General features: G+C 63.5%; 24 protein-coding genes, 1 tRNA gene and 1 pseudogene. 23 read left to right on the forward strand and 3 right to left on the reverse strand.

Annotated features, from left to right (window positions below):
- The 5 genes and pseudogenes from Q1J95_RS01135 to Q1J95_RS01155 form a co-directional block, all read left to right on the forward strand.
- Positions 1-451 (forward strand): annotated as a pseudogene (locus tag Q1J95_RS01135) (NDP-hexose 4-ketoreductase); the annotation flags it as partial.
- A gap of 198 nt (positions 452-649) precedes the next feature.
- The gene (locus Q1J95_RS01140; protein ID WP_300265335.1) at positions 650-1150 is read left to right on the forward strand and encodes an amino-acid N-acetyltransferase; all 501 of its coding nucleotides are present in this window, start codon (positions 650-652) and stop codon (positions 1148-1150) included.
- A complete protein-coding gene (locus Q1J95_RS01145) occupies positions 1150-1806 on the forward strand; it encodes a hypothetical protein (RefSeq protein ID WP_300265338.1) in 657 nt (218 codons plus the stop codon). Before Q1J95_RS01140 ends, Q1J95_RS01145 begins: the two co-directional genes overlap by 1 nt.
- Before the next feature lie 213 nt (positions 1807-2019).
- Positions 2020-2430, forward strand: coding sequence for a dehydrogenase (locus Q1J95_RS01150; protein WP_300265341.1), 411 nt, complete (start codon positions 2020-2022; stop codon positions 2428-2430).
- A gap of 13 nt (positions 2431-2443) precedes the next feature.
- The gene (locus Q1J95_RS01155; protein ID WP_300265344.1) at positions 2444-2986 is read left to right on the forward strand and encodes a hypothetical protein; all 543 of its coding nucleotides are present in this window, start codon (positions 2444-2446) and stop codon (positions 2984-2986) included.
- 20 nt (positions 2987-3006) lie between these two features.
- Here the strand turns inward: Q1J95_RS01155 and radA are convergent, their stop codons facing one another.
- Entirely contained in the window at positions 3007-4374 is a 1368-nt protein-coding gene (radA, locus tag Q1J95_RS01160) for a DNA repair protein RadA (protein WP_300265346.1), read from the reverse strand.
- Positions 4375-4548: 174 nt separating this feature from the next.
- Here radA and Q1J95_RS01165 point away from each other — a divergent pair, with 174 nt between their 5' ends.
- From Q1J95_RS01165 to Q1J95_RS01185, 5 genes are all read left to right on the forward strand, one after another.
- Entirely contained in the window at positions 4549-5964 is a 1416-nt protein-coding gene (locus tag Q1J95_RS01165) for a cytochrome ubiquinol oxidase subunit I (protein ID WP_300265349.1), read from the forward strand.
- A 10-nt stretch (positions 5965-5974) separates the two neighbouring features.
- On the forward strand, positions 5975-6985 hold the full coding sequence (gene cydB / locus Q1J95_RS01170) for a cytochrome d ubiquinol oxidase subunit II (RefSeq protein ID WP_300265355.1): 1011 nt from the start codon (positions 5975-5977) through the stop codon (positions 6983-6985).
- A gap of 128 nt (positions 6986-7113) precedes the next feature.
- Complete coding sequence (gene cydD, locus Q1J95_RS01175; RefSeq protein ID WP_300265358.1) at positions 7114-8829, forward strand: thiol reductant ABC exporter subunit CydD; 1716 nt, start codon at positions 7114-7116, stop codon at positions 8827-8829.
- Entirely contained in the window at positions 8826-10613 is a 1788-nt protein-coding gene (cydC, locus tag Q1J95_RS01180) for a thiol reductant ABC exporter subunit CydC (RefSeq protein ID WP_300265361.1), read from the forward strand. Before cydD ends, cydC begins: the two co-directional genes overlap by 4 nt.
- Positions 10614-10653: 40 nt before the next feature.
- Positions 10654-11115 (forward strand): SRPBCC domain-containing protein, encoded by a 462-nt coding sequence (locus tag Q1J95_RS01185; protein WP_300265364.1) that lies wholly within the window; start codon positions 10654-10656, stop codon positions 11113-11115.
- A gap of 17 nt (positions 11116-11132) precedes the next feature.
- Here Q1J95_RS01185 and Q1J95_RS01190 read toward each other — a convergent pair whose 3' ends face one another.
- Complete coding sequence (locus tag Q1J95_RS01190; protein ID WP_300265367.1) at positions 11133-11909, reverse strand: hypothetical protein; 777 nt, start codon at positions 11907-11909, stop codon at positions 11133-11135.
- 123 nt (positions 11910-12032) lie between these two features.
- Between Q1J95_RS01190 and Q1J95_RS01195 the strand changes: the two genes are divergently transcribed.
- From Q1J95_RS01195 to Q1J95_RS01255, 13 genes are all read left to right on the forward strand, one after another.
- Positions 12033-12121 (forward strand) — tRNA-Ser (locus tag Q1J95_RS01195).
- A gap of 751 nt (positions 12122-12872) precedes the next feature.
- Positions 12873-14018 (forward strand): thiolase family protein, encoded by a 1146-nt coding sequence (locus Q1J95_RS01200; protein WP_300265371.1) that lies wholly within the window; start codon positions 12873-12875, stop codon positions 14016-14018.
- Between the two features lie 26 nt (positions 14019-14044).
- Entirely contained in the window at positions 14045-15586 is a 1542-nt protein-coding gene (locus Q1J95_RS01205) for an AMP-binding protein (protein ID WP_300265373.1), read from the forward strand.
- Positions 15587-15770: 184 nt separating this feature from the next.
- Positions 15771-16994: a TRAP transporter substrate-binding protein DctP gene (dctP, locus tag Q1J95_RS01210; RefSeq protein ID WP_300265376.1), complete on the forward strand. Its 1224-nt coding sequence runs from the start codon at positions 15771-15773 to the stop codon at positions 16992-16994.
- Positions 16995-17023: 29 nt separating this feature from the next.
- Complete coding sequence (locus tag Q1J95_RS01215; protein ID WP_300265378.1) at positions 17024-17620, forward strand: TRAP transporter small permease; 597 nt, start codon at positions 17024-17026, stop codon at positions 17618-17620.
- Positions 17620-19155: a TRAP transporter large permease gene (locus Q1J95_RS01220; RefSeq protein WP_300265380.1), complete on the forward strand. Its 1536-nt coding sequence runs from the start codon at positions 17620-17622 to the stop codon at positions 19153-19155. Before Q1J95_RS01215 ends, Q1J95_RS01220 begins: the two co-directional genes overlap by 1 nt.
- On the forward strand, positions 19152-20360 hold the full coding sequence (locus Q1J95_RS01225) for a TetR/AcrR family transcriptional regulator (RefSeq protein ID WP_300265383.1): 1209 nt from the start codon (positions 19152-19154) through the stop codon (positions 20358-20360). Before Q1J95_RS01220 ends, Q1J95_RS01225 begins: the two co-directional genes overlap by 4 nt.
- 312 nt (positions 20361-20672) lie before the next feature.
- A complete protein-coding gene (locus Q1J95_RS01230) occupies positions 20673-21866 on the forward strand; it encodes a lipid-transfer protein (RefSeq protein ID WP_300265387.1) in 1194 nt (397 codons plus the stop codon).
- The gene (locus tag Q1J95_RS01235; RefSeq protein WP_300265390.1) at positions 21863-22333 is read left to right on the forward strand and encodes a MaoC family dehydratase N-terminal domain-containing protein; all 471 of its coding nucleotides are present in this window, start codon (positions 21863-21865) and stop codon (positions 22331-22333) included. The genes Q1J95_RS01230 and Q1J95_RS01235 overlap by 4 nt, the downstream gene beginning before the upstream one ends.
- On the forward strand, positions 22330-22740 hold the full coding sequence (locus Q1J95_RS01240; RefSeq protein WP_300265393.1) for a MaoC/PaaZ C-terminal domain-containing protein: 411 nt from the start codon (positions 22330-22332) through the stop codon (positions 22738-22740). The genes Q1J95_RS01235 and Q1J95_RS01240 overlap by 4 nt, the downstream gene beginning before the upstream one ends.
- Before the next feature lie 73 nt (positions 22741-22813).
- Complete coding sequence (locus tag Q1J95_RS01245; RefSeq protein WP_300265397.1) at positions 22814-23638, forward strand: SDR family oxidoreductase; 825 nt, start codon at positions 22814-22816, stop codon at positions 23636-23638.
- Positions 23639-23686: 48 nt separating this feature from the next.
- Positions 23687-23878 (forward strand): hypothetical protein, encoded by a 192-nt coding sequence (locus tag Q1J95_RS01250; protein ID WP_300265400.1) that lies wholly within the window; start codon positions 23687-23689, stop codon positions 23876-23878.
- Between the two features lie 288 nt (positions 23879-24166).
- Positions 24167-25762, forward strand: a complete 1596-nt coding sequence (locus Q1J95_RS01255; protein ID WP_300265403.1) for an isocitrate lyase — start codon at positions 24167-24169, stop codon at positions 25760-25762.
- An 87-nt stretch (positions 25763-25849) separates the two neighbouring features.
- On the opposite strand, the gene Q1J95_RS01260 is transcribed toward Q1J95_RS01255, so the two are convergent.
- A complete protein-coding gene (locus tag Q1J95_RS01260) occupies positions 25850-26446 on the reverse strand; it encodes a TetR/AcrR family transcriptional regulator (protein ID WP_300265406.1) in 597 nt (198 codons plus the stop codon).
- Between the last annotated feature and the right edge of the window lie 33 nt (positions 26447-26479).

The raw sequence follows: 26479 nt of genomic DNA on the forward strand, positions 1-26479 counted from the left end.
GGGCAAGGTCGACGAAGAGCTCAAGCGCCACTTCAAGCCCGAGTTCCTCAACCGTGTCGACGATGTCATCGTCTTCCCGCAGCTGTCGAAGACCGAGCTCGTGCAGATCGTGGATCTGTTCGTCAAGCGCCTCAGCGACCGGCTGCTCGACCGCGACATGACCGTCGAGCTGTCTCAGGCGGCGAAGGAGCGACTCATCGAGATCGGCTTCGACCCGGCGCTCGGCGCCAGGCCGCTGCGCCGTGCGATGCAGCGCGAGATCGAGGACCAGCTGAGTGAGAAGATCCTGCACGGCGAGCTGAACACCGGCGATCACGTGAAGGTCGATGCTGCGAACGGACAGTTCGTCTTCGAGATCACCGAGCGCGGCGAGAAGGTCGCCATCGGCGTCAACACGAACGGCGGCGCGATCTCTGCCAGCCCCGATTTGGCCGCTGCCTCAGGCGAGTAACGCGGTTGTCACGAAAGGGCGGATGCTTCGGCATCCGCCCTTTCGTCGTTCGCGTGCCGAATCTCAGACGGACGTGAGGCGTGTCGGCGTGTCGAGCGCCCGACACGCCGTGAGGGCCGCGAAGCATCTGAAATTCGGCACAGGCGAACACGACGTCGCTATCAGCGAGCGCCCTCGCAAGCCGATTACGCTGGACTTGTGAGCGAGTACACCGTCCGCCCGGCGCGCAGCGCCGACATCCTTGGCATCCACCACCTGCTGGAGCCGCTGGTGGAGCGACGCATCCTGCTCGGCAAGGACCTCGCGGTGCTCTACGGCGCGGTGCAGGAATTCGTCGTCGCCGAGTGGGACGGACAGCTGATCGGATGCGGCGCGCTGCACGTGATGTGGGAAGACCTGGGCGAGGTGCGCACCCTCATTGTGCGCGACGACTGGCTGCGCCGCGGTGTCGGGCGCCAGATCGTCGATGCGCTTGAGGCGCGCGCCAGAGAGCTGGGCCTGCGGCGCCTGTTCTGCCTCACGTTCGAGATGGATTTCTTCACCCGGCGCGGCTTCGCGCCCATCGGCGAGCAGGTCGTCGACCCCGACGTGTACTCGCAGCTGCTGCGCAGCCCGGACGAGGGCGTCGCCGAGTTCCTCAACCTCGCGCACGTCAAACCCAACACACTCGGCAACACACGGATGCTGAAGAACCTGTGATGACAGCGCGTCGCCGCACTGCCGCGAAATATCGTCGTCGTCGCATCGTCGTCTTCGGCGGGTTGATCGTGCTGGTCGCAGCCATCGCGGTGGGAATCTGGCTGGTCATCGCCCAGCCCTGGGCGGATGCCGCGGCCAAGGCCCCGTCCACGCCAGCGCCGACCGCATCCGACACGCCGTCACCCGAGCCGTCGGAAAGCGACAGTCCCTCACCGGAGCCGACAGAGGAAGCGGAGTCGGGGAAACCCGCGCCCTGCGAGGCGCGTGATCTCACCATCGAGGCGGTGACGAATGCTGACACCTACGCGGCCGGTGAGCTTCCTGAACTGTCGATCTCACTGACCAACAAGGGACCGGCGGATTGCACGCTCGATGTCGGCTCGGCCACGCAGACCTTCACGGTGTCGAGCGGATCCGACATCTGGTGGCGTTCGACCGATTGCCAAGAGAACCCGAGCAGCATGGTCGTGACTCTCGCGGCCGGCCAGACCGTGCTGAGTGCGGCGCCCGTGGTCTGGGATCGCACCCGCTCGAGCGTCGACACCTGCGACCAAGACAATCGTCCCCGAGCGCCCGGCGGTGGCGCCTCGTATCACGTCGCCGTGTCGATCGGCGGTTTCGATGGGCCCGTCACGCGGCAGATCCTGCTGTACTGAGCGCAAAAACCGCGGCTCAAGAGGCTGACACACGCGGGCCTTTGGGATACCATTAAGCAACTCTCGAGATTCTCGGTGGAAGCCATCCCCAGTGGCGTCGAATTCAGCGTCCCCAGCGCATCGACAATCACCGTTCGAGAGTTCGAGGGCCCTTTCGAGTACTTCAGTCCCCAATGGAGAACTCGAGAGGGCCCCAATTGTTAGGCTGTGCCAATGGCATCGAAGAAGTCAAAGCGCAAGAAGCCGGCGCCGGAGGAGTTCCGTTCTGAGGCTCTTGCGCAGGCGCTCGAGAAGCAGGACATGGCGGCGGTCGCCCTCGCGCTGCGCCACGGCACGACGGTTGTTCCGCTCATCAGTCCGGGCTCTCGCGACAACCCGCTCGACAGCGGTGAAGTCTGGACCTACCGCGATCCGGCATCCGGCGATGTGGCCCTTCTGCTGTTCAGCGACGCGAAGAACAAGCCGGCCAACCTGCCCCCGGGCGTCGGTATCTATTCCGCGGCCTGGCTGCGCTCGTTTCTGACCACGCATCGCGATACCATCACCACGGTTTTTCTGGACATCGCGGGCCCGCACCCCATGCAGGCTCCGCCGGACGAGTTGCTCAAAGCGCTCGACGCCTGAACGGGGAGAAAACATGAGCGCGGAGAACACCGACGCTCGAAACCTGAAGTGGCGCATCGCCGCCCTCGAGCGGCTCATCTTGAGCGTTTACTGTCTTGCTGTGAGCGTCCTGATCATCGTGGGGCTGTTGACCCCCTTTCTCACGGAGCACGTCGGCGAAGACAACGAGACAAGCTGGTCCGTGCTGAACTACCTCTTCAACCTGCCCACCGACGCCGACGAGGGTCCCGGCCTCCTGGCCGTCGCGTTCATGATCGGATTCATCGGGCTCACGCTGGTGTCGATACTGATCCTGTTCGCGTTCCTGCTGCCGGCTGCCCGGCGAACCCTCACCGAGCGATGGCTCATGATCGGTCGGGTGCTGGTGGCTCTCGGCGTGATCGGTGCGGCCATCGTGTTGCTTTTCAGTCTGTCGGCGCTGGGCACCGTGCGAACTGAGATGGGGGCCGGCAGCATCATTCTTCTGGTCGGGATGCTGGCGCTTGTGCCACTGCTGACCAGCGCAGCGCGTCCGTACATCGTGGATGCGACGATCCGCCCGGACTACATGCGCTGACACAGCTGAGATACGGCTGCTCAGAACGGCGGGATGTCGTCTTCGCGACGCCGGGAGGTACTGCGCGCCCGCACGTCTTTCAGCGCGGCATCCAGCGTCTTCGATCGCTCGTCGACGACCTGCTCGTAGCCCAGCCGCGCCGCCTCTGACCGCCGCTGCTTCGCCTGCGTCACCGCGCGCACCTCGCCGGCCAGACTCAACTCTCCGACTGCCGCGACCGTGCGTGGAACCGAGAACTGCCTGATCGAGCCCGCCACGGCGATCGCGATCGCCAGGTCGGCAGCCGGCTCGGTGAAGCGCACTCCGCCGACGGTCGAGACGTACACGTCGAGCTTGCCGGTCGCGATGCGCCCGCGCTTCTCGAGAATCGCCAGCACCATCGCGACACGCGCGGAGTCGAGACCCGACACGACCCGGCGTGGATTCGGAGCGGGCGATTCGACCGTGAGCGCCTGCACTTCGACAGGCAGCGCACGACGCCCCTCCATCGCGATGGCCACGCATGTGCCCGGCTCGGTCGAACCGTGACCGAGGAAGAGCCCTGACGGGTCGGGAACCTCGGCAATGCCGTCGCCGGTCATCTCGAAGCAGCCCACCTCGTCGGTCGGTCCGAACCGGTTCTTCAGCGTACGGATGAATCGCAGCGCCGTCTGCCGGTCGCCCTCGAAATGACAGACCACATCGACCAGGTGCTCGAGAATGCGCGGCCCCGCCACCTGGCCGTCTTTCGTGACGTGCCCGACGATGATCATCGGCAGCTCACGCTCTTTCGCCACGCGGATGAGAGTCGCGGCGACCTCGCGCACCTGGCTCGGCTGCCCGGCCGCCCCGTCAGACAGAGAGGATGCCACGGTCTGCACCGAATCGACGATGACCAGCTGCGGCTTCACCTCGTCGATGTGGCCGAGAATCGTCGCCAGGTCCGTCTCGCTTGCCAGATACAGCTCGTCATGCAAGGCGTTCGTGCGCTCAGCGCGCAGCCGCACCTGCGCCTGCGATTCTTCGGCGCTCGCATACAGAACGCGGCGCCCGCCTCGAGCGGCCCGCGCCGCGACCTCGAGCAGCAGCGTCGATTTGCCGACGCCCGGCTCGCCGCTGAGCAGAATCGCTGCCCCCGGCACGATGCCGCCGCCCAGCACCCGGTCGAACTCGGTGACACCGCTGCTGCGGCGCGGAGCCTCGGCCGTCGTGATCTGTGTGATCGGCCTCGCAGCACGATCAGCTGGCGGGGCGAGAGGTGTCATCTGCCGCAAGATGCCGGTCTTCGCCGCCTGCTCTTGCACCGTGCCCCACTGCTGACACTCGCCGCAGCGGCCCACCCACTTCGACGTCGTCCACCCGCATTCGGTGCAGGCGAAAGCGGGAGGAGCCGGACGACGGGTTGCCATACAGCCAGGCTATCCGCAGCATCCGACATCTCTATCGCCACCGGGTCGATTTGGTACGTATCGCCCGCGCCCACGGGCGATACTGGAGACAGCGCCAAAGACGTCTCGTCTGGGGGCCGAAACCGGCCCACTCACGGGTGCAGTTCGTGCACCTTCGAGAGAAGGAGTCCTCTGATGGAATGGCTTGACCCGCTGGCCTTGGCCCGCTGGCAATTCGGTCTCACCACGATCTACCACTACCTGTTCGTCCCGCTGACGATCGGCATGGCATTGGCAGCGGCGATCTTCCAGACCGCCTGGGTGCGCAGCGGGAAGATCCAGTACCTGCACCTGACCCGGTTCTTCGGCAAGATCTTCCTGATCAACTTCGCCATGGGCGTCGTGACCGGCATCGTGCAGGAGTTTCAGTTCGGCATGAACTGGTCTGACTACTCGCGCTTCGTCGGCGACGTGTTCGGCGCACCGCTGGCCTTCGAAGGTCTGCTCGCCTTCTTCTTCGAAGCGACGTTCATCGGCCTGTGGATCTTCGGCTGGGACAAGCTGCCCCAGAAGCTGCACCTGGCCACCATCTGGTGCGTCTCGGTCGGCAGCATCCTGTCGGCCTATTTCATCATCGCCGCGAACGCGTTCATGCAGAATCCGGTCGGTTACGAGTACAACCCCGTCACCAACCGCGCCGAGCTCGTCGACATCTGGGCGCTGCTGACCAACCCGGTCGCGCTCGCCGCTTTCCCGCACACCATCTTCGGTGCGTTCATGTTCGCCGCCGGTGTCATCATCTCGGTTTCGGCCTGGCACCTCTACCGGGGCCAGCACACCCACACGATGCGCGTCTCGCTGAAGTTCGGACTGTGGGGGATGCTCGTCTCCACCGCCGGCGTCGCCCTCAGCGGTGACCAGCTCGGGCTCGCGATGTATGCCGCGCAGCCGATGAAGATGGCCGCCGCCGAGGCGACCTTCGACACCGTCTGCGGGGCGGATGCCTCGTTCAGCCTGTTCACCCTCGGCACCCCCGACGGGACCTCTGAGCTGTTCTCCATCCGCGTTCCCTACCTGTTGTCGCTGCTGTCGACGCACACCCTCGACGCCTGCGTGCACGGCGTCAACGATCTCAATGCCGAGTACGCCGTGCAGTTCGCCGACAGCGGCATCACCGACTTCGCCCCGGTGCTGTGGATCACCTACTGGGCGTTCCGCTGGATGATCGGTCTCGGCATGCTGCACGCGTTCATCGCGCTCGTCGGGCTCTGGGTGACCCGCCGCGGGGCGAAGCGCCCGGTTGCGAAGTGGATGTGGAAGATCGCGATCTGGTCGTTCCCGCTCGCGCTCGCGGCGAACATCGTCGGCTGGGTCTTCACCGAGATGGGCCGCCAACCGTGGCTCGTCTTCGGACTCATGAGCACCCGCGACGGTGTCTCACCGGGAGTGGGCGCAGTCGAAGTGCTCATCTCGCTCATCGCCTTCACAGTGATCTACGCCGCCCTCGCCGTCGTCGAGATCCGGCTGATCGTCCGTGCCGCGCAGAAGGGTCCCGACACTACCGAGCAACCCCACGAAGAGACGGCTCAGCTGCCGTCGGCTGTGTACTGAGAGGAGCATCATGGATCTCGCCACGCTCTGGTTCTGCCTCATCGCCTTCTTCTTCGTCGGGTACTTCGTGCTCGACGGCTTCGACTTCGGCGTTGGCATGTCCCTGCCCTTTCTGGGCAAAGACGACGTCTCGCGCCGCCAGGTCATCAACACCATCGGCCCCATCTGGGACCTCAACGAGACCTGGCTGATCGTCGCGGGTGCGTGCCTGTTCGCGTCGTTTCCCGAGTGGTACGCCTCGCTGTTCAGCGGGTTCTACCTGCCGCTGCTGATCATCCTGCTCGCACTCATCCTGCGCGGCGTCTCGTTCGAATATCGGCACCAGCGCGACGACCCTCGCTGGAAGGCGCGGTTCGACCGCATGATCGTGATCGGCTCGGCCGTGCCCGCCTTCCTCTGGGGTGTCGCATTCGCGAACATCGTGCAGGGCGTCGCGCTGGACGAGCGCCACATCTTCGTCGGCAGCGTGCTCGACTTGCTCAACCCCTATGCGCTGTTGGGCGGAGCGGTCACCCTGCTGCTGTTCTTCACCCACGGCGTCACCTTCGTCGCCCTCAAGACCGACGAGCAGTTGCGTTCGGATGCGCGGCGGCTGGCCGTTCGGGCCGGACTCGCGACGCTTGTGGTCGCCGCCGCGTTCCTGGCCTGGACGGTGACGGCGCACTTCTCGGTCGCTGTGCTGGCGCTGGCCGCGCTCGCCGCCGTGTCACTGGTGCTGATGATCGTGACGAACCTACGCGGACGCGAGGGATGGTCGTTCGGTTTCGGCGCCGCGACCACACTGTTCGCCGTTGTCACGCTGTTCACCGCGCTGTTCCCGAACGTGCTGCCCTCGACGATCGATGCGGCCTACAGCCTGACGATCGCGAACGCCTCGAGCACTGAATACACGCTGCAGATCATGACCTGGACGGCCCTGGTCGCCATGCCGCTCGTGCTGCTGTACCAGGGATGGACGTACTGGGTCTTCCGCAAGCGCGTCACCCGTGCGTCGATCGAAGGGGCACCGGCTCACGCATGACCAGCCGCCGCCGTCGTGGGCGCCCCGATCTGCCGAGCGCGTCCCGATCTGCTGACGAATTCTGCAGAAACGTCGGCGAATCGGGACAGGGTCCGCAGAACGGGGCGGGCCCGACGGCCGGAGCGCGCATGAAACCCGTCGACCCTAGACTCTTGCGGTACGCGCGCGCCGCGCGGGGGTTCTTCGCGCTCTCGACGGTGATCGGTGTGCTCCAGACGGCAGTGGTCATCGCCTTCGCCTGGTTTCTGACGGATGCCGTGACCGGTGCCCTCGCGGGGCGATCTGTTGCGGCATCCCTCGTCTGGTTGCTCGCGCTCGCGGTGGCGCGCGGGCTGTTGATTGCGGCATCCGACGCCGCAGGCACGACCGCAGCGGCCCGCACCGGAGCGCAACTGCGCCGCGCATTGATCGACGCAGTCAGCAAGCTCGGACCCGGGTGGCTTGCCGGACGCAACCAGGCCTCACTCGCCGTCACCGCCGGGCACGGACTCGAATCACTCGACGCATACTTCGCGCGCTATCTGCCGCAGCTCGTGCTGACGGTGATCGCAACGCCGGTTCTGGTCACCGTGATGTGGTGGCGTGATTGGCCGAGTGGTCTGATCGCGACGATCACGCTGCCGCTGATTCCGCTGTTTCTCATCTTGATCGGCATCGCGACTCGCACAGTGCAGCGCAAGCAGTGGCAGGCGCTTCAGCGGCTGGCCGCGCGGTTCGCCGATACCGTGCAGGGGCTGTCGACGCTGCGGCTGTTCGGCCGTGATCGACGTGCGGCTGCCCAGATCGAGGTGACGGCCGAGCAGTACCGGCGCGAGACGATGAAGGTGCTGCGCTTCTCGTTCCTGTCGGGGTTCGCGATGGAGCTGCTCGCCTCGCTGGCGGTGGCGCTCATCGCGGTCACAGTGGGGTTCCGGCTGCTGGCGGGCGACATGTCGCTCGAGGTCGGACTCTTCGTGCTGCTGCTCGCGCCGGAGGCATTCCTGCCGATCCGGCAGGTGGGCGTGCAGTTTCACGCGGCGTCGGAGGGGGTCGCGGCGACGGAAGACGTGTTCGAGGTGCTCGATGCGGGTGCGGCGCGGCCGGCCCCGGTGCACAATTCAGCAAAGAACGGGCGCGGTGCGGCCGATCCGGCAGATTCCGGCCCAGAGTCGCCGGATTTTGCCGAGTTGCGCACGGCGCGGACGGGAGCTGACCTGCGGGGCCCGGAGGTACGCACGGGCCTGATCGTCAACGATCTGCGCGTGCGCGACCTGCCGCCGGTGTCGTTCGCCGCGACGCATGGCTCGATCACCTTGATCGAGGGGCCCAGCGGCGCGGGCAAGTCGAGCTTGCTGGCAGCCCTGAGGGGTGCGGTCGATTTCGAGGGTGAAACCGAGGTCGGCGGTAACGATGCGCGCACACTCGCGCCGTCCGACTGGCTCGCCTGGGCCGGGCAGACCCCCGGCCTCATGCAGGGCACAATTGCTGCGAACGTGGCTCTCGGTGATTCAACGCCGGATGCTGACGGCGTCCGTCGCGCCCTCGACTCGGCCTGCGCGGGCGACCTTGACCCCGACCAGGAACTCGGCGTGCAGGGCAGCGGACTCTCGGGCGGACAAGCGCAGCGGGTGGCGGTCGCTCGCGCGCTTTATCGGCACGCGGCAGACCCCACGCGGGTGCTGATGCTCGACGAACCGTCGAGCGCGTTGGATGCGGACACCGAGGCTCGCCTGTGGCATTCGCTGCGTGAGCGAGCGGATGCCGGAGCCACGATCCTGCTCGTGTCGCACCGCCGCACGGCGCGCACGATCGCCGACCAGGTCGTGACGCTCATGGCTCGGCCGCAAGACGGGGTGCCCGCATGAGCCAGCCCGGGTCGTTCCCTGAGCGCCGCGCCCCGCTCCTTGAGCCGGGCCCACGCGCCCCCGAGGCTCCGGGCAGCGCGGAGCGCTGGTTGGAGAGGGGCGTGGGGATCGAAGGGTCCGCCAGCCCCCGCATCCGCGAAATTCTCCGGCTCGCCCAGCCGCCGACCGCACGCTTCCTGCCCGGGCTGATCTGGGGCGTGCTTTCGGCGGGCGCAGCCGTGGCGCTGCTCGCGGTCAGCGGCTGGCTGATCGTGAGCGCGTCGATCGTCGACTCGCTCGTGCCGCTGTCTGTCGCCGTGGTCGGCGTGCGGTTCTTCGCGGTCTCGCGCGCGGTTTTCCGCTATCTCGAGCGACTGTCGGGGCACGACGCGGCGCTGCGCCAGCTCGCGCGTACCCGGTCGGACATGGTGCGCAGACTCATTCCGCTCTCTCCGGCCGGCCTCGGCAGGACCGACCGTGGCCAAGTGCTCTCTGCTCTCATCGATGACGTCGAGAATCTGCAGAACCTGCCGCTTCGAGTTGTGCAGCCACTGGCGGTCTCGGCTGTCGTCGCGCTCGGCGCTGTCGGATTCATCGCGTTCGTCTCGCCTCCGGCGGCGCTCGCTCTGGCCGGGTGTCTGATCGTCACGGCCATCGTGTCGGTCGGTCTCGGCTGGGTGTTCGGCTCGCGCGCCGAAGAGCGCGTTTCCCTTGCGCGGGCTGACGTTTCGGCATCCCTTGTCGACTATTTCGGCAGTCTGGATGTGCTGCTCGCCTACGGCGCCGAGGCGCCGGCGCGTGAGCGAATCGAACGCGCCGACCGGGTGCTGCGCCGCACGCTCACCCGGGCATCCGTTGCTCAGGCCGTCGCCGCGGGAGTCGTCTCGACGCTGGCTGGTGTCGCCTCAGTGGCGACGCTCACCGTGGCGTCGCCGGGCCTGGCGACGGGAGTGATCGATGGCCCGTGGCTGGCGGTTGTCGTGCTCGTGCCGATGGTCGTGTTCGAAGTGTTCGGCGCTGTGCCGATCGCGGCGGCGTCGTGGCGCAGCGTGCGCGCGAGCGCGCGGCGCATCGTCGACGCGCTTCCCGGCGAGCTGCCGGACGAGCTGCGATCGGATGCCGGAATCGCAGAGCCCCCGGCATCCGCTGCTCTTCACCTCCGGAACGTGCACGCAGCGTGGCCGGGAGGAACGCCGGCGTTGCGCGGCGTCGATCTCGACCTCGCCGCCGGCGAACGGGTGCTGGTGTCGGGGCCGAGCGGGGCCGGTAAGAGTTCGCTCGCTTCGGTGCTGGTCGGCTTTCTGCGTGCCGACGTGTCGCGCGCTGGAAGCGAGTTCACCCTGGGCGGGGCGGATGCCGCGTCGCTCAGCGGCCCGGCGCTTCGTGAGGTGATCGGGCTGTGCGAGCAGCATCCGCAGCTTTTCGATGAGGACATCCGTCAGAACCTCCTTTTCGCACGAGACACCGCCACCGATGACGAACTGTTCGCGGTGCTCGAGCGCGTCGGACTCGGCGACTGGGTGCGCGAACGCGGCGGGCTCGACGCACGGGTCGGCGACCGCGGTGCACTGGTGTCGGGTGGTCAGGCGCAGCGCATTGCGCTGGCGCGGGCGATCCTGCGCGGATTCCCGGTGCTCGTGCTGGATGAGCCGACCGCGGGCGTCGATCCCGAGGCATCCGATGCGCTGTTGCGCGACATGATGTCAGCGGCGGGGGAGCAGTCGGTGGTGCTCATCTCGCACGTCTCGCCGCCCGCCGGAACCGTCGATCGCGTCGTGCGGATCGACGGCGGGCGCACGGTGTGAGCTCACGCATCCGATGCGGTCGACGACGTAGCGTGGGCACATGAGCCGAATCGACGAAGCCGCCCGTCTCATCAACGCCTCACCCGAACGTGTCTTCTCCGCGCTGAGCACGGCCGACAGCGTCGCGAAGTGGCTGCCGCCGAGGGGAATGACTGCGACGGTCGAGCATTTCGACGCGACGGACGAGGGTACGTACCGGCTGGTTCTCACCTATGACGACGCGGCGGATGCGCCGGGCAAGAGCAGTGCGAACGAAGATATCGTCGAGGGCCGCTTCGTCGAGGTGACACCGGGAGTGCGCCTGGTGCAGGAGATCGAGTTCGAATCAGACGACCCGCGGTACGCGGGAGTCATGCGCATGACGTGGGAAGTGCGGCCCAGCGGTGCGGGATCTGAGGTGATCTTCCGCGCTGAGGACGTGCCCGCGGGGATCACCGCATCCGATCACATCGAGGGGCTGACCTCGTCGTTGCAGAACCTCGCCGACCTCGTCGAGCGCTGAAGGGAAGGTGTCGAGCGTCAGTTGTAGAGCTCGGCCGGCGGTTCCATGACGATGCCCTGCGCCTCGAAGATGCGGCGGCGCTCTTCGATGCGGCGGTGCATCTCGACCTGGGCGTCTTCGACGAGCTGAGCGTCGAGTTCGACGCTGGGCGGATGCTGGTCGCCATTGTTCGCGGCGATGTACGAGTCGAGTTCGGGGCCCGAGGTCCACGACGTGATCAGCGAGTAGCGCGGTTCGGGTCCCTGGTGCCACACGGCGTGCCAGAAGCGCTGCGTATCGACGATGATGCGCGAGCCTGCCGGGAGGGCGAGGCGGATCTCCGTGGCGGGATCGAAGCGATCCTCGCGCAGAATCAACAGCGAATCGCGGTCATCGGTGAGGTTGAACCAGCCGCGTACGACCCAGCCGGAGCCTTCTTCGTTGAGGCGGTTGTTGTCGTCCTGGTGCAGGTTGTAGATCGCGTCCGCGTAGGTGTTGGGCTGCAGCTCGATGACGCGGCAACGGCCGACGTTCGCGCCTGGCTCTTGCGCGCGGCGGGCGAGGTTCGGCGCCTTCTCGACCTGGCTCGCCACCCACACGCCGTCTCTGTCGGTGCGCGGCGGGGTGTGGTTCCAGAATCCATTGCACTCGATGTCGCCGGCGTAGCTCGCGAGAGGCGCGAAACGGGTGATTCCGGATGAGCGCCAACCGACGTACTCCAGATTCAACCATTCGGTCGGATCAGCTGCCTGCTCGTAATCGTCGAGGACGACGTATCCGGTCTCCTCCAGCGCCTGTGACGTGATGAAGCTCATGGTGCACCTTTCCGGACCGGCGTCTCCGTCCATCCGTATGGCCATCCTAATCAGCGGTGGCCTGTGCGCGGGCGCGGATGCATCGATTCGCGCGATGGCCCCGCGTCGCGTAAACTCTTCCGCGGTGACGTGTCCGAGCGGCCGAAGGTGCAACACTCGAAATGTTGTGTAGGTAACCCCTACCGTGGGTTCAAATCCCACCGTCACCGCCAGAATTAAAGCCCCGCGATCCCTTGTAAACACTGGGATCGCGGGGCTTCTTGCCTTTACTAGGCCAGCGGTAACGCGCGTTTGCGGTTGGGTCTGTTCGCCAACCCGTTTTGAGAGCAGGATGTCAGGAGCGCGCGTCTCCTAGGTAGCCCGCAGAATGTCGTACGGGGACTCCTTCCTGGACCATCTCTAGCTCGGTCTCATCGCGGACTGTCACGGGGTAAGCTCGTCCGTCGGTCAGGTTCATACCGATTTGCGGGCCATGCGGTTGGCGAGCGCCACGATTCCTTCGGAGGCAATCCAATCCAACGCCACCAAACTCCCAACGGAAATGCTTCGGCGGTAGTCCACGGACGCAAGGTCCGCGTAGTCAATGCGCTGAGACACGAGAGATCCGCATCTGATCGTGTCCAATCAGAGTCACCTTAGAGCCAGTGGGCGGCGAACGCCGGGGGCCACATGATTCTGAGGCGCGCCCGTTGGCTAGATAAGCGATTAATGGTTAATCACCGTTTGCACTTCGTTGGGTCATGAACGGGATAGATCCGCGCCAAGGCCTCCGTGACCTTGCCTGCACCGCAGGCCATAGATGCTCTATTTGGATAAAAGAGTCAACGTTTCATCTGCATCCTCTGTTGACAGCGTAATCGACATGACTGTACTCTCGGGCGATAAGTGATTCACAATATGATGATTCCAAATTTACTTAGCGTTGAGTCATTGTGATCGCCCGACGGACCAAAGGAGATTCACATGAGGCGTGTTGCGATTGTCGCCGGAGCCCGGACTCCCATTGGCAAGGCCGGGGGCGCGTACAAAGATGTGCACCCCGTCGAGTTGCTCAGCGTGACAATGCGCGCTGCCGTCGAGAAGACCGGGCGCGACCCTGCGCTCATCGAGCAGATTTTCGTCGGCTGTGTGCAGCAGGTCAACAACCAATCCATGAACATCGGGCGGAATGCGTGGCTGAACGCAGGGTTCACCGAGCGAACTCCCGCCTTCACTCTCGACGCGCAATGCTGCTCGGGGCAGGAAGCGGCCAACCTGGGATTCTCTGTGATTGCGAGCGGCCAAGCAGATATCGTGCTCGCAGGCGGGGTGGAATCGCTCAGCCGTGTGCCTCTCGGCGCCACTCAGGGGCAGGGCGTGAATTTTCCGTATCCGGATTCGCTCTTGGCGCAGTGGGATATGCCGTCTTTGCAGACCGCTGTAGAAGCCGCGGCGATCAAGTACGGCGTGACTCGCGAAGCTGCCGACGAGTATGGTGTGAGATCTCATCTGCGAGCCGCTGCGGCGTGGGACGAAGGACGCTTCGATGACGAAATAACCTTCGTTGAACGAGACGAAGCCGTGCTGCTTTCACAGGACCAAGGCATCCGGCGCGATTCCAGCGTCGAGCGTTCGGCGCAGTTGTCGCCCGCGTACTCGCCAGACGGAATCGTCACCGCAGCAAACGCGTCGCAGTTTTCAGATGGTGCGGCGAGTCTCGTGCTGGCATCGGAGGACGCTTGCGACAGATACGGCTTGGAACCTCTTGCGTGGATTACGGACACGGCACTGGTCGGGAGTGATCCCAATTTCATGTTCGAAGGCCCGCTGGAAGTGACCGATTCCATTTTGAAGCGTGCCGGATTGACGCTCGACGACGTCGACCGCGTTGAGATTCATGAGGCGTTCGCCGTACCGGTGCTCATGTGGCTGAACCGCTACCCGTATGGCGTGGACAAGGTCAACGTTGACGGAGCGGGGATCAGCCTCGGTCATCCGTACGGCGCGACGGGAATCCGGCATCTGGTTCATCTTGCGTACTCCATGAGGCGGGAGTCTTTGCAAGTAGGACTTCAGGTCATGTGCGGTGGGGGCGGACTGGGCAGTGGCACCGTTTTGCGCCGCGATTGATTTCTTGAATAGAACGAGGTGAAGCCGTGAGAGCAGCAGAGTTGCTGGATGACGCGTGCATTCGATGGGCGGATCGCGTGGCGTTTCGGGTGCCGGGGCGCGACGAGCTGTGGAGCTATGAGCGTGTTCGAGTCGAATCGGACGCGATCGCCGTTGGCTTGATTGCGGCGGGAATCGGGCTCGGTTCAGCGGTTGCCGTGCTCAGCCCCAATAAGCCTGAGGCGTTCATTGCTCAACTCGCTGTTCTGAAGACGGGAGCGGCGTATGTGCCGCTCAACGCGAAAGCGAAGCTGAGCGATTGGTTCGGGCTGACAAGGGCGACCAGTGCTACTGGCCTTCTGTTCGGTGCCGAGATGAGCGTTGCTGCCCAGGAGCTCGTGGAACACAACCAGAATCTTGCTGTGCGCTTCTCGATAGGGGAGGTCGATGGCCTCACCTCGCTGGAAGACCTCGTCACTCGTCACCGAGGCGCGGTGCCCCCACGGCTGCCCGACAATAGTGAGGATCCTTCGTGGATCGTCGGATCCGGGGGAACGACCGGGGTGCCGAAGGCCATCTGCGTGCCGCAGCGCGCCCTCGTTCTGCAGACCCTCGCGCTCCAGGCGCATCTACTGGACGCCGCACCGATTCATCTCGTTTCTGCGCCCCTCACGCATGCTGCCGGGGTGCTCACCTATCCGGTGTTCCTCCAAGGCGGCGAGACCATCGTCTTGGACGGCGCTCGCCCGGGGGAGATTCTCGCAGCAATCGAGAAGTATTCGGTGACCCAGATATTCATGCCCCCGACGGCTATTTATGCCATGCTGGCACACCCTCAGATCGGTGATTACGACTACTCCTCGTTGAGGTATTTCATCTACACAGCCGCGCCGATGTCGCCGTCCAAGCTCGAGGAGGCGCTCGAGGTGTTCGGGCCGGTGATGGCCCAGCTCTACGGGCAGGCGGAAGCGCCGACGGTATGCACATGGTTCAGCCCGGCCGAGCATGTGAAGGCCCTGAACGATCCGAGCCTCGCGCACCGGCTTTCGTCTGTGGGGCGGCCGTCGTCGGTCGCTTCGGTGCGGGTCGTCGATGACAACGGTGATCCGCTTCCGACTGGCGAGACCGGTGAAATCGCGGTGAAGACTCAGCTGCGCTTCATCGGTTATATCGGTGCACCGGAGGAGACGGCGAAGCTCGAAGCGAATGACGGTTATATGCGCACGGGCGACATCGGTCATATCGATGCCGACGGTTTCGTCTACATCACGGATCGCGCTCGCGACATGATCATCACGGGTGGGTTCAATGTCTTCCCGAGCAATGTCGAGAAGGTGATCTGGACGCACCCTTCGGTGGAGGACTGTGCAGTGATCGGTCTTCCGCACAGCCACTGGGGTGAGGCAGTGACGGCTGTCATCGAGCTCAAGCCGGGTGCAGAAGAGGCTACTGAAGAGATCATGGCCCTGTGTCATCAGCAGCTCGGCCCCGTTCAGACGCCGAAGTCGGTCATCTATGACTCGCTTCCCCGTAGTGCGGTCGGAAAGGTACTCAAACGAGATCTCCGGCAGAAGTACGCCAGCGGATAGTCCGCTCAAACCACAAATGAATATAAGTCAAAATCAATTTACTAATGCGCGTATCCTATGCGGCTACTTCCAAGACAGTTTGCGGGCATTAGTGAAACTCAATTTACGAGGGTCTCGATGACGATACACTCGTTCCGGGCAGCACATCAACAGTGCCCTGGCCGGCCGAAGGAAAGAGAAGAGCATGCGGATTTCACACATCTTGGGCGGAACGAGCGCAGCGATGGCGCTGTTGCTCCTGACGAGTTGCGCGGGAACAGCGGGGACAGCCGGCGGCGGCGATGACGAGCGTCCGTTGATCGATCTGACGGTCGCCCACCACGTGGGAGAAACTACCCAGGTCGGAGCGGCAAGTCACGCCTTCATCGATGCTCTCGAGGAATATTACGACGGCGAAGTCGCCGTCGAGTGGTACTGGTCCGGTGCTCTCGCGGGTACAGGTCCGGAGATTCTTGACGCACTCGCAGACGGACGCGCATCGCTTTCGACGGTGCCGCCCGCGTACTGGCCGGAGAAGATGCCACTGGCCGAATGGCTCGATCCGCTGCTGGCCACCCCCGGGGCCGCACCGCTTTCACCGGCGCTGGCGTCATTGATCGCGCACACCGAGGCGCTGAAATTGCCGCAGCTTGAGGAGGAGTTCGCCAAAGAGGGCGTGACGATGCTCACTGCGACGACGAACGACTACTACTACCTGTTCTGCAACCGACCGATCAACAACTTGGCCGATGCGAAGGGCGCCATCGTCCGGGCAGGCACGCGCACGCAGGTAGGTGAGATCGAAGCGCTGGGGATGACCCCGGCAACCATCGAATGGGGAGAGCTGTTCGAGGGGCTTCAGCGCGGGACCGTTGACTGCGCCGCGATGCCCATTGCCGGAGCCGCAGACATCGGGGCGTTGGATGTCGCTCCATACGTCATGATGGTGCCGCTTTCGCCCGCCGTCATTCCGGTGTTCATGAACACCGCACAGCTCGAGTCGCTTCCGGAGGATGTGCAGGAGTGGATCCGCACCGAAGGCGCAGCCGTGTATGCGGAGGCATTTGTGGCCGAGCAGATCAATCAGAGCCACGCCGCATTTGCCGAGGGTGGCGCTTACGTGTCGGGAGACGGCGTTGAAGTCATCGTTCCGAACGACATGATCGCCGAGCTGGCGCAATATCGCGAGGATCAGTATGCGACTCTTGCCGAGCTCGCCCCCGCGTCGGTAGAAGACCCGCAGGCCATCGTCGATGGCTACCTGAAGACGGTGGATGACGCGATGGAGCTCTACGCCGACGTGACGGGAATCTCAGCGGAAGATCTCGATACCACGGAAGCGACTATCGCGGCGATCCAGGATATGCCAGCGGAAGCGACGGCCGAGGCCTTCGCCCGCAAGCTTCTAGACGTTCTCAGCTCGCGATAACGGGCCTCGGTCCTTGCCAGGGAGTGGAAATGACCAAGATTCGTGCCGTCCTTCTTCGGATGCTCAGCGCAACCGCGGTGGTGATCACCGGTGTCATGATGGTTCACATCACGGCCAATGCCGTGATGCGCCAATTGCTTCGGGAGCCGTTGCCCTCGACGAACGAGATCGTCGGATACTGGGAGCTACCTCTGGTGGCGCTTCTCGGGTTGCTCGCGGCCCAGCTTCGGCGTGACCACATCGAAGTCTCGCTCTTCGTGTCGAGACTGCCACGCCAGACTCGTACTCAGTTCGCGATTCTGTCATCGCTTCTGGTGGCGTCGCTCAGCGTCGGGTTCGCCTGGTTCGGACTTGTCAAAGCGTTGGAGGATATGACCCTCGGCGTCACAGCAGGCGTCTCTTATCTCCCTATCTGGCCAGTGACCATCTTCGTGCCGATTGTGTTCGCGACCCTGGCTGTGCTGTGCGTCATGGACATCATCGAGCTGCTGAGAGGCGTCAGCGTGTTGAGCGATGCAGATGACGAGAGCATCGTCACCTCCTCGCAAAACGCCGAAGAGAATGCGTCCGAGTTCCCCGTACACGGTTTCGCAGAGGACATCGATCAGTCGAAAGCAGGACGGTGATGGCGTCGACCACTCCTACGCAGCTCGCTCCGGATGCGGAGCACACGGTCAAGACCTCAACTTTCGCGGTTGCGCTCTTCGGGGCACCGGGCAAACGCGGACCCAAGGGAACGATCGCCTGGGTGGTGTTCCTCATCCTCACTGCGGGATCGCTGGCCGCACTGTTCGCGAGCCCGACGAAGCCTCTCGCTGGTGTTGCCGTCATCGCTCTCATGCTCGTGATGCTGTTCTTCAAGATTCCGGTTGCCGTGGCGCTCGCTGTTCCCAGTCTGATCGGGGTATACGCAGTCTCGGGTATCCCGGCTACGGTGAACCTCCTCAGCAGCGCCCCGTACAGCGCGGTGTCGAAGTGGGCAATGGCCGTCGTGCCGATGTTCATCTTCATGGGGATGGCCCTCGGCGAATCCGGGATTACGACGAAGATCTATCAATTCACGGATAAATGGTTCGGCTGGCTCCCCGGCGGCGCTGGAATCGGTACGACCGCGGCGGGCATCGGGCTTTCGTCAGTGAGTGGTTCCACGCTGGGAATGACGTACACGCTGGGCCGGGCCGGTATCCCGGAGATGCTGAGGGCCGGCTATCACCGGAGGATTGCCCTCGGCGTCGTCATCGTGGCCGGACTTCCCGGGATGCTCATCCCCCCGAGCGTTCTCCTTGTGGTTTACGCCGGTATCGCCGAGGTTCCCGTAGGGCCGCAGCTTCTGGCCGGCACTCTGCCGGGGATCCTGCTCGGTGTCACGTTTGCACTCTTCTTGCTGTGCCTGAGTTTGATGAAGCCCGCGTGGGTGGGGCGCGACAAGAGCCAACCGCGCCCTCAGGCGTCGACCATGCGCGAGCGGCTGCTCGCGCTGCGTGACATCTGGGGCCTGCCTGTCATCGTCTTCGTGCTGTTCGGCGGAATGTTCTCGGGGCTGTTCACCGCCACGGATGCGGGTGCTGCCGCCGCTTTCGCCACCCTGTTGCTGACGCTGTGGTTGCGTCGCGGCAACAAGCCATGGGCCGCTGTAGCGAGGGCGGCGGTCTCCACCGTCTCGGCGACGGGTGTGATCTTCTTCATCCTCATCGGTGCGGAGATGCTCACCCGCCTTCTTGCGGTGACAGGTCTCGCGCAGTTGATGACGGACAGCATCACCGGTCTCGGACTCTCACGCGTTGCGTTCCTCGTCATTCTGGTTGTGCTCTACCTCTTTATGGGCATGTTCTTCGACACGTTCTCGATGATGCTGCTGACAGTTCCGATTCTGTTGCCTGTCCTTGCTGAGCTCGACGTAAATCCGCTGTGGTTAGGGGTCTTCGTCGTGCTGCTTGCCGAGATCGGGCAGCTGACGCCGCCGCTCGGAGTGCTCTCGTTCGTGCTGCACGGTCTTGCCCAGGACCCCAAGGTGAATCTCGGCCAGAAGATCACGCTGATCGACGTCTTCGTGGCTGTGCTGTACTTCTTGCCGATCGTGCTGCTGTTCGTCATTGCGCTCATCGCGTTCCCTGAGCTGGCCACCTGGCTTCCAGATCTGGCGCAAGGGGGAATGCCGTGACCGCTCGAAAGCGCGCTATGCCGACTAAAATGACGCGAATGAGTCAGAGCGCAGGGCCGCCGAAACGTCGGCCGCGTGGCCGCAAACAAGACATCCTCGATGCTGCGCGGGGACTCTTCGTCGAATTCGGCTACCCCAACGTCTCGATGGCGACGATTGCCGAGCAGGTCGACATCACGGCCGGGGCGCTTTATCGTCACTATTCGAACAAGGCCGCCCTGTTGGAAGCCGTCTTCGAAGACGGCTTCCAGCTTCTGATTGTGCCGTCGACGAGCGGGAGCATCGATGAGTTCTTCGACGACGCTGTCCGGCGCGACCTCGAGGGCAAGTACATCGCGGAACTCTGGCGGAGCGAGGCCCGTTATCTTCCTGCCGAGTCGCAGGAAGTTTTTCGTGCTCGGCTGCTGAATTGGACAAAGTGTTTTTCGGAGATGTTGCTGCACCAGAGATCGGATCTGTCGCCGATTCAATCGCAGATGATTGCATGGGCCGTGCAATCAACGCTCGTGCGGCCACAGGTCGTGCGCTCTGGCCTGAGCAATGAGCACGCGCGAGAGATGGTACTCGGTGCTCTCGGAGCCATCGGGGACGTCGAGTTGCTGCCGTTCGGCGAACGAGACAGTTCAGGCGAAGAGAACATTCCCGCCGTTCATTCCACACGCGAGCGTCTGCTGTTGGCGGCTGTCCAGCACTTCGGTGAGAACGGGTTCCGCGCGTCCTCGATCATTGAGATCGGGACCACGGCGGGTGTAACCGGACCAAATCTCTATGGCCATTTCGCCGACAAAAAGGCCCTCTTCCTGGAGGCGTTCATGCGAGGTGTGCATGCCTCCTGGATTGCGATGAATCGCGCAGTTACTGCCTCGCAAACCGCTGAGGAGCGCGTGTGGAACGTTGCTCGAGAGCATGTGAACCTCGACAAGCTGTGGACCCAAGTGCGACTGAACGTCACGCTGGATGATGATGCGATCAGGGCTTACATGATCCGCGAGCAGTCCGAATACCTCTCCGAGTGGATTGAGATGCTGCGAACCGCGCGGCCCGAGTTCACCAAGCCTGAAGCGCACTTTCGGGTTCTGATGGCGTTCACCATCGTGGAGGATCTGCAGCGGACGAGGTTTCTCACACAACGCCGGGGGTTCCGTGAGAACCTCGCACGCCTGGTGGCTGCTGTGATGCTTGATCATTACTCGACTGATCGTTAGGCGGACTCGCGCGCGTAGCCCGTGAGCTTGCATCGGATCTCACGTGACCTTCAACGACGCGGAATCGTGAATACGCATTAAGTAAATCGTCACAAACTCGTATCAGGCGAGCTGTGACGCTTCGACTCATTCGATGCATTCGAGTTCGGCTATCGAAGCGCCCTTTCATGTGTAATGCCTGCGGAAAGACGCGCGAAACTCCTCGTTCTGCAGACTTTCCTTCGCCTGGATCGGCGCCGTGCGTTGACATTAAGTTAATTTCAAGTAAGTATGTATGTAGGTTTTGCGCATCGATCGAAGGAGGTCCTCGAAGTGATTGACGTTGTGGTGGGCGGCGTGGGAATGATTCCCTTCACGAAGCCGGGGCGAAGCGAGTCCTACGAGATCATGGGGGCGAAGGCCGTGCGCAACGCCCTCACGGATGCGGGCATCGACTACTCGTCGGTGCAACAGGCCTACGCAGGCTATGTCTACGGTGATTCAACGGCCGGGCAGGTTGCGCTGTACGGCGTGGGGATGACAGGCATCCCCATCGTCAATGTCAACAACAACTGCTCGACAGGCTCGTCTGCGCTGTACTTGGCACGGCAGGCAGTTGCCTCTGGCGCGGTCGAATGCGCCCTCGCCGTGGGTTTCGAACAGATGCGACCGGGAGCGCTGGGGACGCACTGGGACGACCGGACCTCGCCGCTGGGGAGTTTCAGCGACGCGATGGATTCGATTCAGGGTCTCACGCCCGAGGCTCCTATCGCTGCCCAGCTCTTCGGGGGAGGGGGACAAGCGTACATCGATGAGTACGACATGGATCCCTCCGTCTTCGCGCGGATTTCAGTGAAGGCGCGCACTCATGCAGCGAACAACCCCTACTCGGTTTTCCGCGATCCTGTCTCGTTGGACGACGTGCTCAACTCCCCGCAGATCTGGGGGCCGCTCACACGGCTGCAGTGCTGTCCACCCACGTGTGGAGCCGCCGCCGCCATTGTCATGAGCCGGGCATTCGCCGAGAAGCATGGCATCGATGCATCGATCGTGATTCGTGCGCAGGCCATGACGACTGATGATCCCTCGACGTACGAGTCAGGAGACATGCGCAAGGTCGTCGGGTACAACATGACCCAGGCGGCCGCGCGCCGGGTGTATGAAGACAGCGGGGTCGACCCTCTCGACATCCCCGTTGTCGAGCTGCATGACTGCTTCACGACGAATGAGCTCCTGACCTACGAAGCGTTGGGGCTCACCCCGGAGGGGACAGCAGAGAAGTTCATCATGGACGGCGACAACACCTATGGTGGACGCGTCGTCACGAACCCCTCAGGGGGGTTGCTCTCCAAAGGGCATCCTCTGGGAGCGACCGGCCTTGCCCAGTGCACCGAACTTGTCTGGCAGCTGCGCGGTCAGGCGGCCGCACGTCAGGTGGACGGTGCGAAGGTTGCTCTGCAGCACAACCTCGGCCTCGGTGGTGCGTGCGTTGTGACTATGTATGAACACGTAGGCGCGCGCCGGTGAGCGGTCCATACGAATATGCCGTCGGGCGGACGTGGGAGCCGATCTCATTGCAGATCACTCGCAGTCGGCTTCGTTTCTTCGCGAAAGCGACCGGACAGACCGACCCCATCTATACCGACGTCGAGGCTGCTCAACAGGCGGGGCATCCGGACCTTCCCGTACCGCCGACGTTCCTGTTCGGTGTGGACTTTGAAACAGAGGATCCGTTCGCGTGGTACGCCGAGCTGGAGATCGATCTGCGGACAGTGCTGCACGGCGGTCAGGATTTCAGCTATCACAGGCTTGTTCATGCGGGAGAGACCATCACCGCGCATCCGCAGTTGCGCAAGACGTACGACAAGCGAGGCGGGGCGCTCATCTTCCTGGAACGCGTCATCACGTATCGCGACGGCGAAGGAGAGACGGTGGCGGAGGCGACGACCACCGTGATCATTCCGTCGCAGCACACGGTCGAGGAGGCCCTATGAGGGCCACAGATTGGTCGATCGGAAAAGAGATCGGTCCCCTTGCTGTGAAGCCGATTTCTCGGACGACGCTGGCCCTGTTTGCGGGTGCCTCTGGCGACCACAACCCGATTCATATCGACACTGATGTCGCCCGCTCCGCGGGGCTGGACGACGTCTTCGCTCAGGGGATGCTCTCCATGGCATACCTCGGTCGACTTCTCACAGACCTCGTGCCCCAGGAGCAGTTGCGTCGCTTCGTGGTGCGTTTCACCGCGATCATACCCATCCATGCAGCACCGATCTGCCGAGGCGTGGTGCGGGAGATTGAAGAGCGAGACGGTGAACGGCTTGCTCTGCTCTCTCTCACGGTGACGTTGGATAACGAAACGACCGTACTGGTCGGTGAGGCCGAAATCGCGCTGGACTGAGGCGCGGAAGATCATTCACGAACAGCGCAGGCGACCAACGTCGGAGCACTGTGAACGAGGGAAGGAAAGCCCCATGGGCAAGCTTGAAGGAAGAAGCGCGATCGTATCCGGAAGCGGCCGCGGGATCGGACGCGCGATCGCGCTTAAGCTCGCTGCCGAGGGAGCGCGCGTAGTCATCAACGATCTCGACGCGGATCCTGCCGCGGAGGTCGTCGCAGAGATCCTGGCTCGCGGCGGCGAAGCTGTGTCGTGTGTGGGCAACGTCACCGAAGACGGCTTCGCTGAGGCGTTCGTGAACACCGCTGTGGAGAGCTTCGGTGGGCTGGACATCATCATCAACAACGCCGGCTATACCTGGGACGCCGTTATTCAGAAAATGACAGACGAGCAGTGGGATGCCATCCAGGACGTACATCTCAAAGCACCGTTCCGCATTCTTCGTGCGGCGCAGCCCATCCTCAGCCAGGACGCAAAAGCGGAGATCGCCAAGGGCCGCCGAGTTCATCGCAAGGTGGTGAATATCTCCTCGATTTCTGGCCTGTTCGGAAACGTCGGCCAGGCGAACTACTCTTCAGCTAAGGCAGGAATTCTCGGACTGACCCGTGCTCTCGCCAAAGAGTGGGGCCGATACAACGTGAACGTCAACGCTGTGGCGTTCGGAATGATTAATACGCGTTTGACCGAGGCTACTGCCGGTGACTCTTCGATCCAGATCGAGGGCCGCGACTTAAAGGTGGGTATGAACCCGCAAATCGCTGACCGCATGAACGCGATGACACCTCTGGGGCGTGCCGGTGCAGCCGAGGAAGCGGCGGGCGCCGTTGTCATGCTGACGTACCCCGAGGCTGACTACATCAGCGGTGAAATGATTACTGCGGGGGGTGGTTTCCTCGGATGAGGCCGCATCAGAGGAATCTCGAAGATGGGCGCCCGATACACTGCTTCAATGAATCCTGGAAATACGCCCTTCGACACGATCATGATCTTTCTGCCGATCTGGTTACCGGCTCTGGTCGTCGGCATCACGGTTCAATGGATCGTTGCCCGCAGTGCGGCGATCTCGGCGCTACGCAAGCACGCTCGAGACCAGGAGAGTTCTGGGGATCAAGCACAGAACGCGCAGACGCAGACGTCTTAGAGGTCGGGCGCGCTCCCGAGGCGTTCCACGCGCGACGGAGCGGATCCCGGAAGGATCTCCCGGGTTCGCGCTCGCGCGGAGACGGGAAACGCTTCCGGCATCCGATCTCGCGCTCAACAGAGAGCAGCGCGGTGGCGGCGGATCCTGCACTATCCCGCGTTGGTGGCGAGCTTCCCTTCCGATAAACAGAAGAAGTGTGTTTTTTCTCCGCTGATTTGGGTGGAGAACCGATTGTTCTTGCCTGAGAGTGGAGTTATCGCTGACCGCCACCACAGCAAAGGACACATCATGACCGCCTACCAGGACGACATCGACGCCATTCGGTCGCTGAAGGACGAAGCCGGCTCCAGCTGGGATGCCATCAACCCCGAGTCGGTAGCGCGCATGCGCGCACAGAACCGCTTCAAGACCGGGCTCGAGATCGCGCAGTACACCGCGGACATCATGCGCCGCGACATGGCCGAGTACGACGCTGACTCCTCGGTCTACACGCAGTCGCTCGGCGTCTGGCACGGCTTCATCGGCCAGCAGAAGCTCATCTCGATCAAGAAGCACCTCAAGACCACCAACAAGCGTTACCTCTACCTGTCGGGCTGGATGGTCGCAGCCCTCCGTTCTGAGTTCGGCCCGTTGCCTGATCAGTCGATGCACGAGAAGACGTCGGTCCCAGCCCTCATCGAAGAGCTCTACACCTTCCTTCGCCAGGCGGATGCCCGTGAGCTTGACTTGCTGTTCACACAGCTCGACGACGCCAGGGCCGCCGGCGACGACACCGCCGCAGAGTTCGTCCAGTCGCAGATCGACAACTTCGAGACTCACGTCGTGCCGATCATCGCCGACATCGACGCCGGCTTCGGTAACCCCGAGGCGACCTACCTCCTCGCGAAGAAGATGATCGAGGCAGGCGCCTGCGCGCTCCAGATTGAGAACCAGGTGTCGGATGAGAAGCAGTGCGGTCACCAGGATGGCAAGGTCACCGTTCCGCACGAGGATTTCATCGCGAAGATCAATGCCCTCCGCTACGCGTTCCTCGAACTCGGCATCGACAACGGTGTCATCGTGTCTCGCACCGACTCGCTGGGTGCCGGCCTCACACAGAAGCTCGCTGTCTCGAACGAACCCGGCGACATCGGCGACCAGTACAACTCGTTCCTCGACGTCGAAGAGATCTCTGAAGCAGACCTGGGCAACGGGGACGTCATCATCAAGCGCGACGGCAAGCTGCTGCGCCCGAAGCGCCTGGCGAGCAACCTGTTCCAGTTCCGTGCCGGAACAGGTGAAGAGCGCTGCGTGCTCGACAGCATCACGTCGCTGCAGAACGGCGCCGACCTGCTGTGGATCGAAACCGAGAAGCCGCACGTCGAGCAGATCGCCGGGATGATGGACAAGGTGCGCGAGGTCATCCCGAACGCGAAGCTGGTCTACAACAACAGTCCGTCGTTCAACTGGACCCTCAACTTCCGCCAGCAGGCATACGACAAGTTCGTGGCGGAGGGAATGAACGTCGACAACTACGACCGCAGTGCACTCATGAGCGTCGATTACGACGAGACCGAGCTCGCCCAAGTGGCCGACGAGATGATCCGCACCTTCCAGCGGGATGGCTCCGCGAGGGCCGGCATCTTCCACCACCTCATCACCCTGCCGACGTACCACACGGCGGCTCTGTCGACGGATGACCTGGCCAAGGGCTACTTCGCTGACGAGGGCATGCTCGCCTACGTCAAGGGTGTGCAGCGCCGGGAGATCCGCGAGGGGATCGCCACGGTCAAACACCAGAACATGGCCGGCAGCGACATCGGTGACAACCACAAGGAGTACTTCGCCGGCGACGCCGCGCTCAAGGCTGGCGGAAAAGACAACACGATGAACCAGTTCAACTAGGTTTCACCGAAAGGGCAGGCGTTGGCGAGGCGTCAACGCCTGCCCGGACTTGATATCTGCCACGACGGCTGCGTTCGGCTTCCGTTCTCACCGAGTGGAGCGCTCGACCATGCGAACGAGTTGTTCGGCCGCTGCTGCAGTGTCGTAGTCGGGATCTTGGAGTCGTTCCGCGACGATTGCATTGATCGCTCCGCCGATGATGATCGCCGTGTTCTTCGCGTTGCCCTCGTCAGCCGCTCTGACCGGGTGGGCGGCAGCGATGATGTCTGCCAATGGCCGCCACCTCTCAGCTGAGTCGCCGTCGCCCTCATCGTGGGTCATCGCTTCGATGATCATCCGGGTGTGATGAGGATGCTCATGCAGATGACTGATCATCGACCTGATGTAGGCAGCTGGTCCATCACCGACCTCGACCGATTCGACCGCACCAGCGACCTCTTGCACGAGTGCATCAATGACGTGCTCGTAAGCGGCGCGCACGAGATGCGCTTTGGACGGGAAATGATAAAGCACCGCAGCCTTGGTGATGCCGGCGTTCTGCGCGATGCCCGCAAGTGAAGCTCCTGCGTAGCCCCTCTCGGCGACCAGATCGATCGTGGCCGCGATCAGCTGACTTCGTCGTGCTCGCTCTGTCAGAGTCAGTTCGGTCGGGGGTCGAACGCCGCGAGAAGCATCTCTTGCCATGTCGGCCACCTTACCGTACGGTAGAAAATTCTA

Source organism: Microbacterium sp. (assembly GCF_029263575.1).
Taxonomy (GTDB): domain Bacteria; phylum Actinomycetota; class Actinomycetes; order Actinomycetales; family Microbacteriaceae; genus Microbacterium.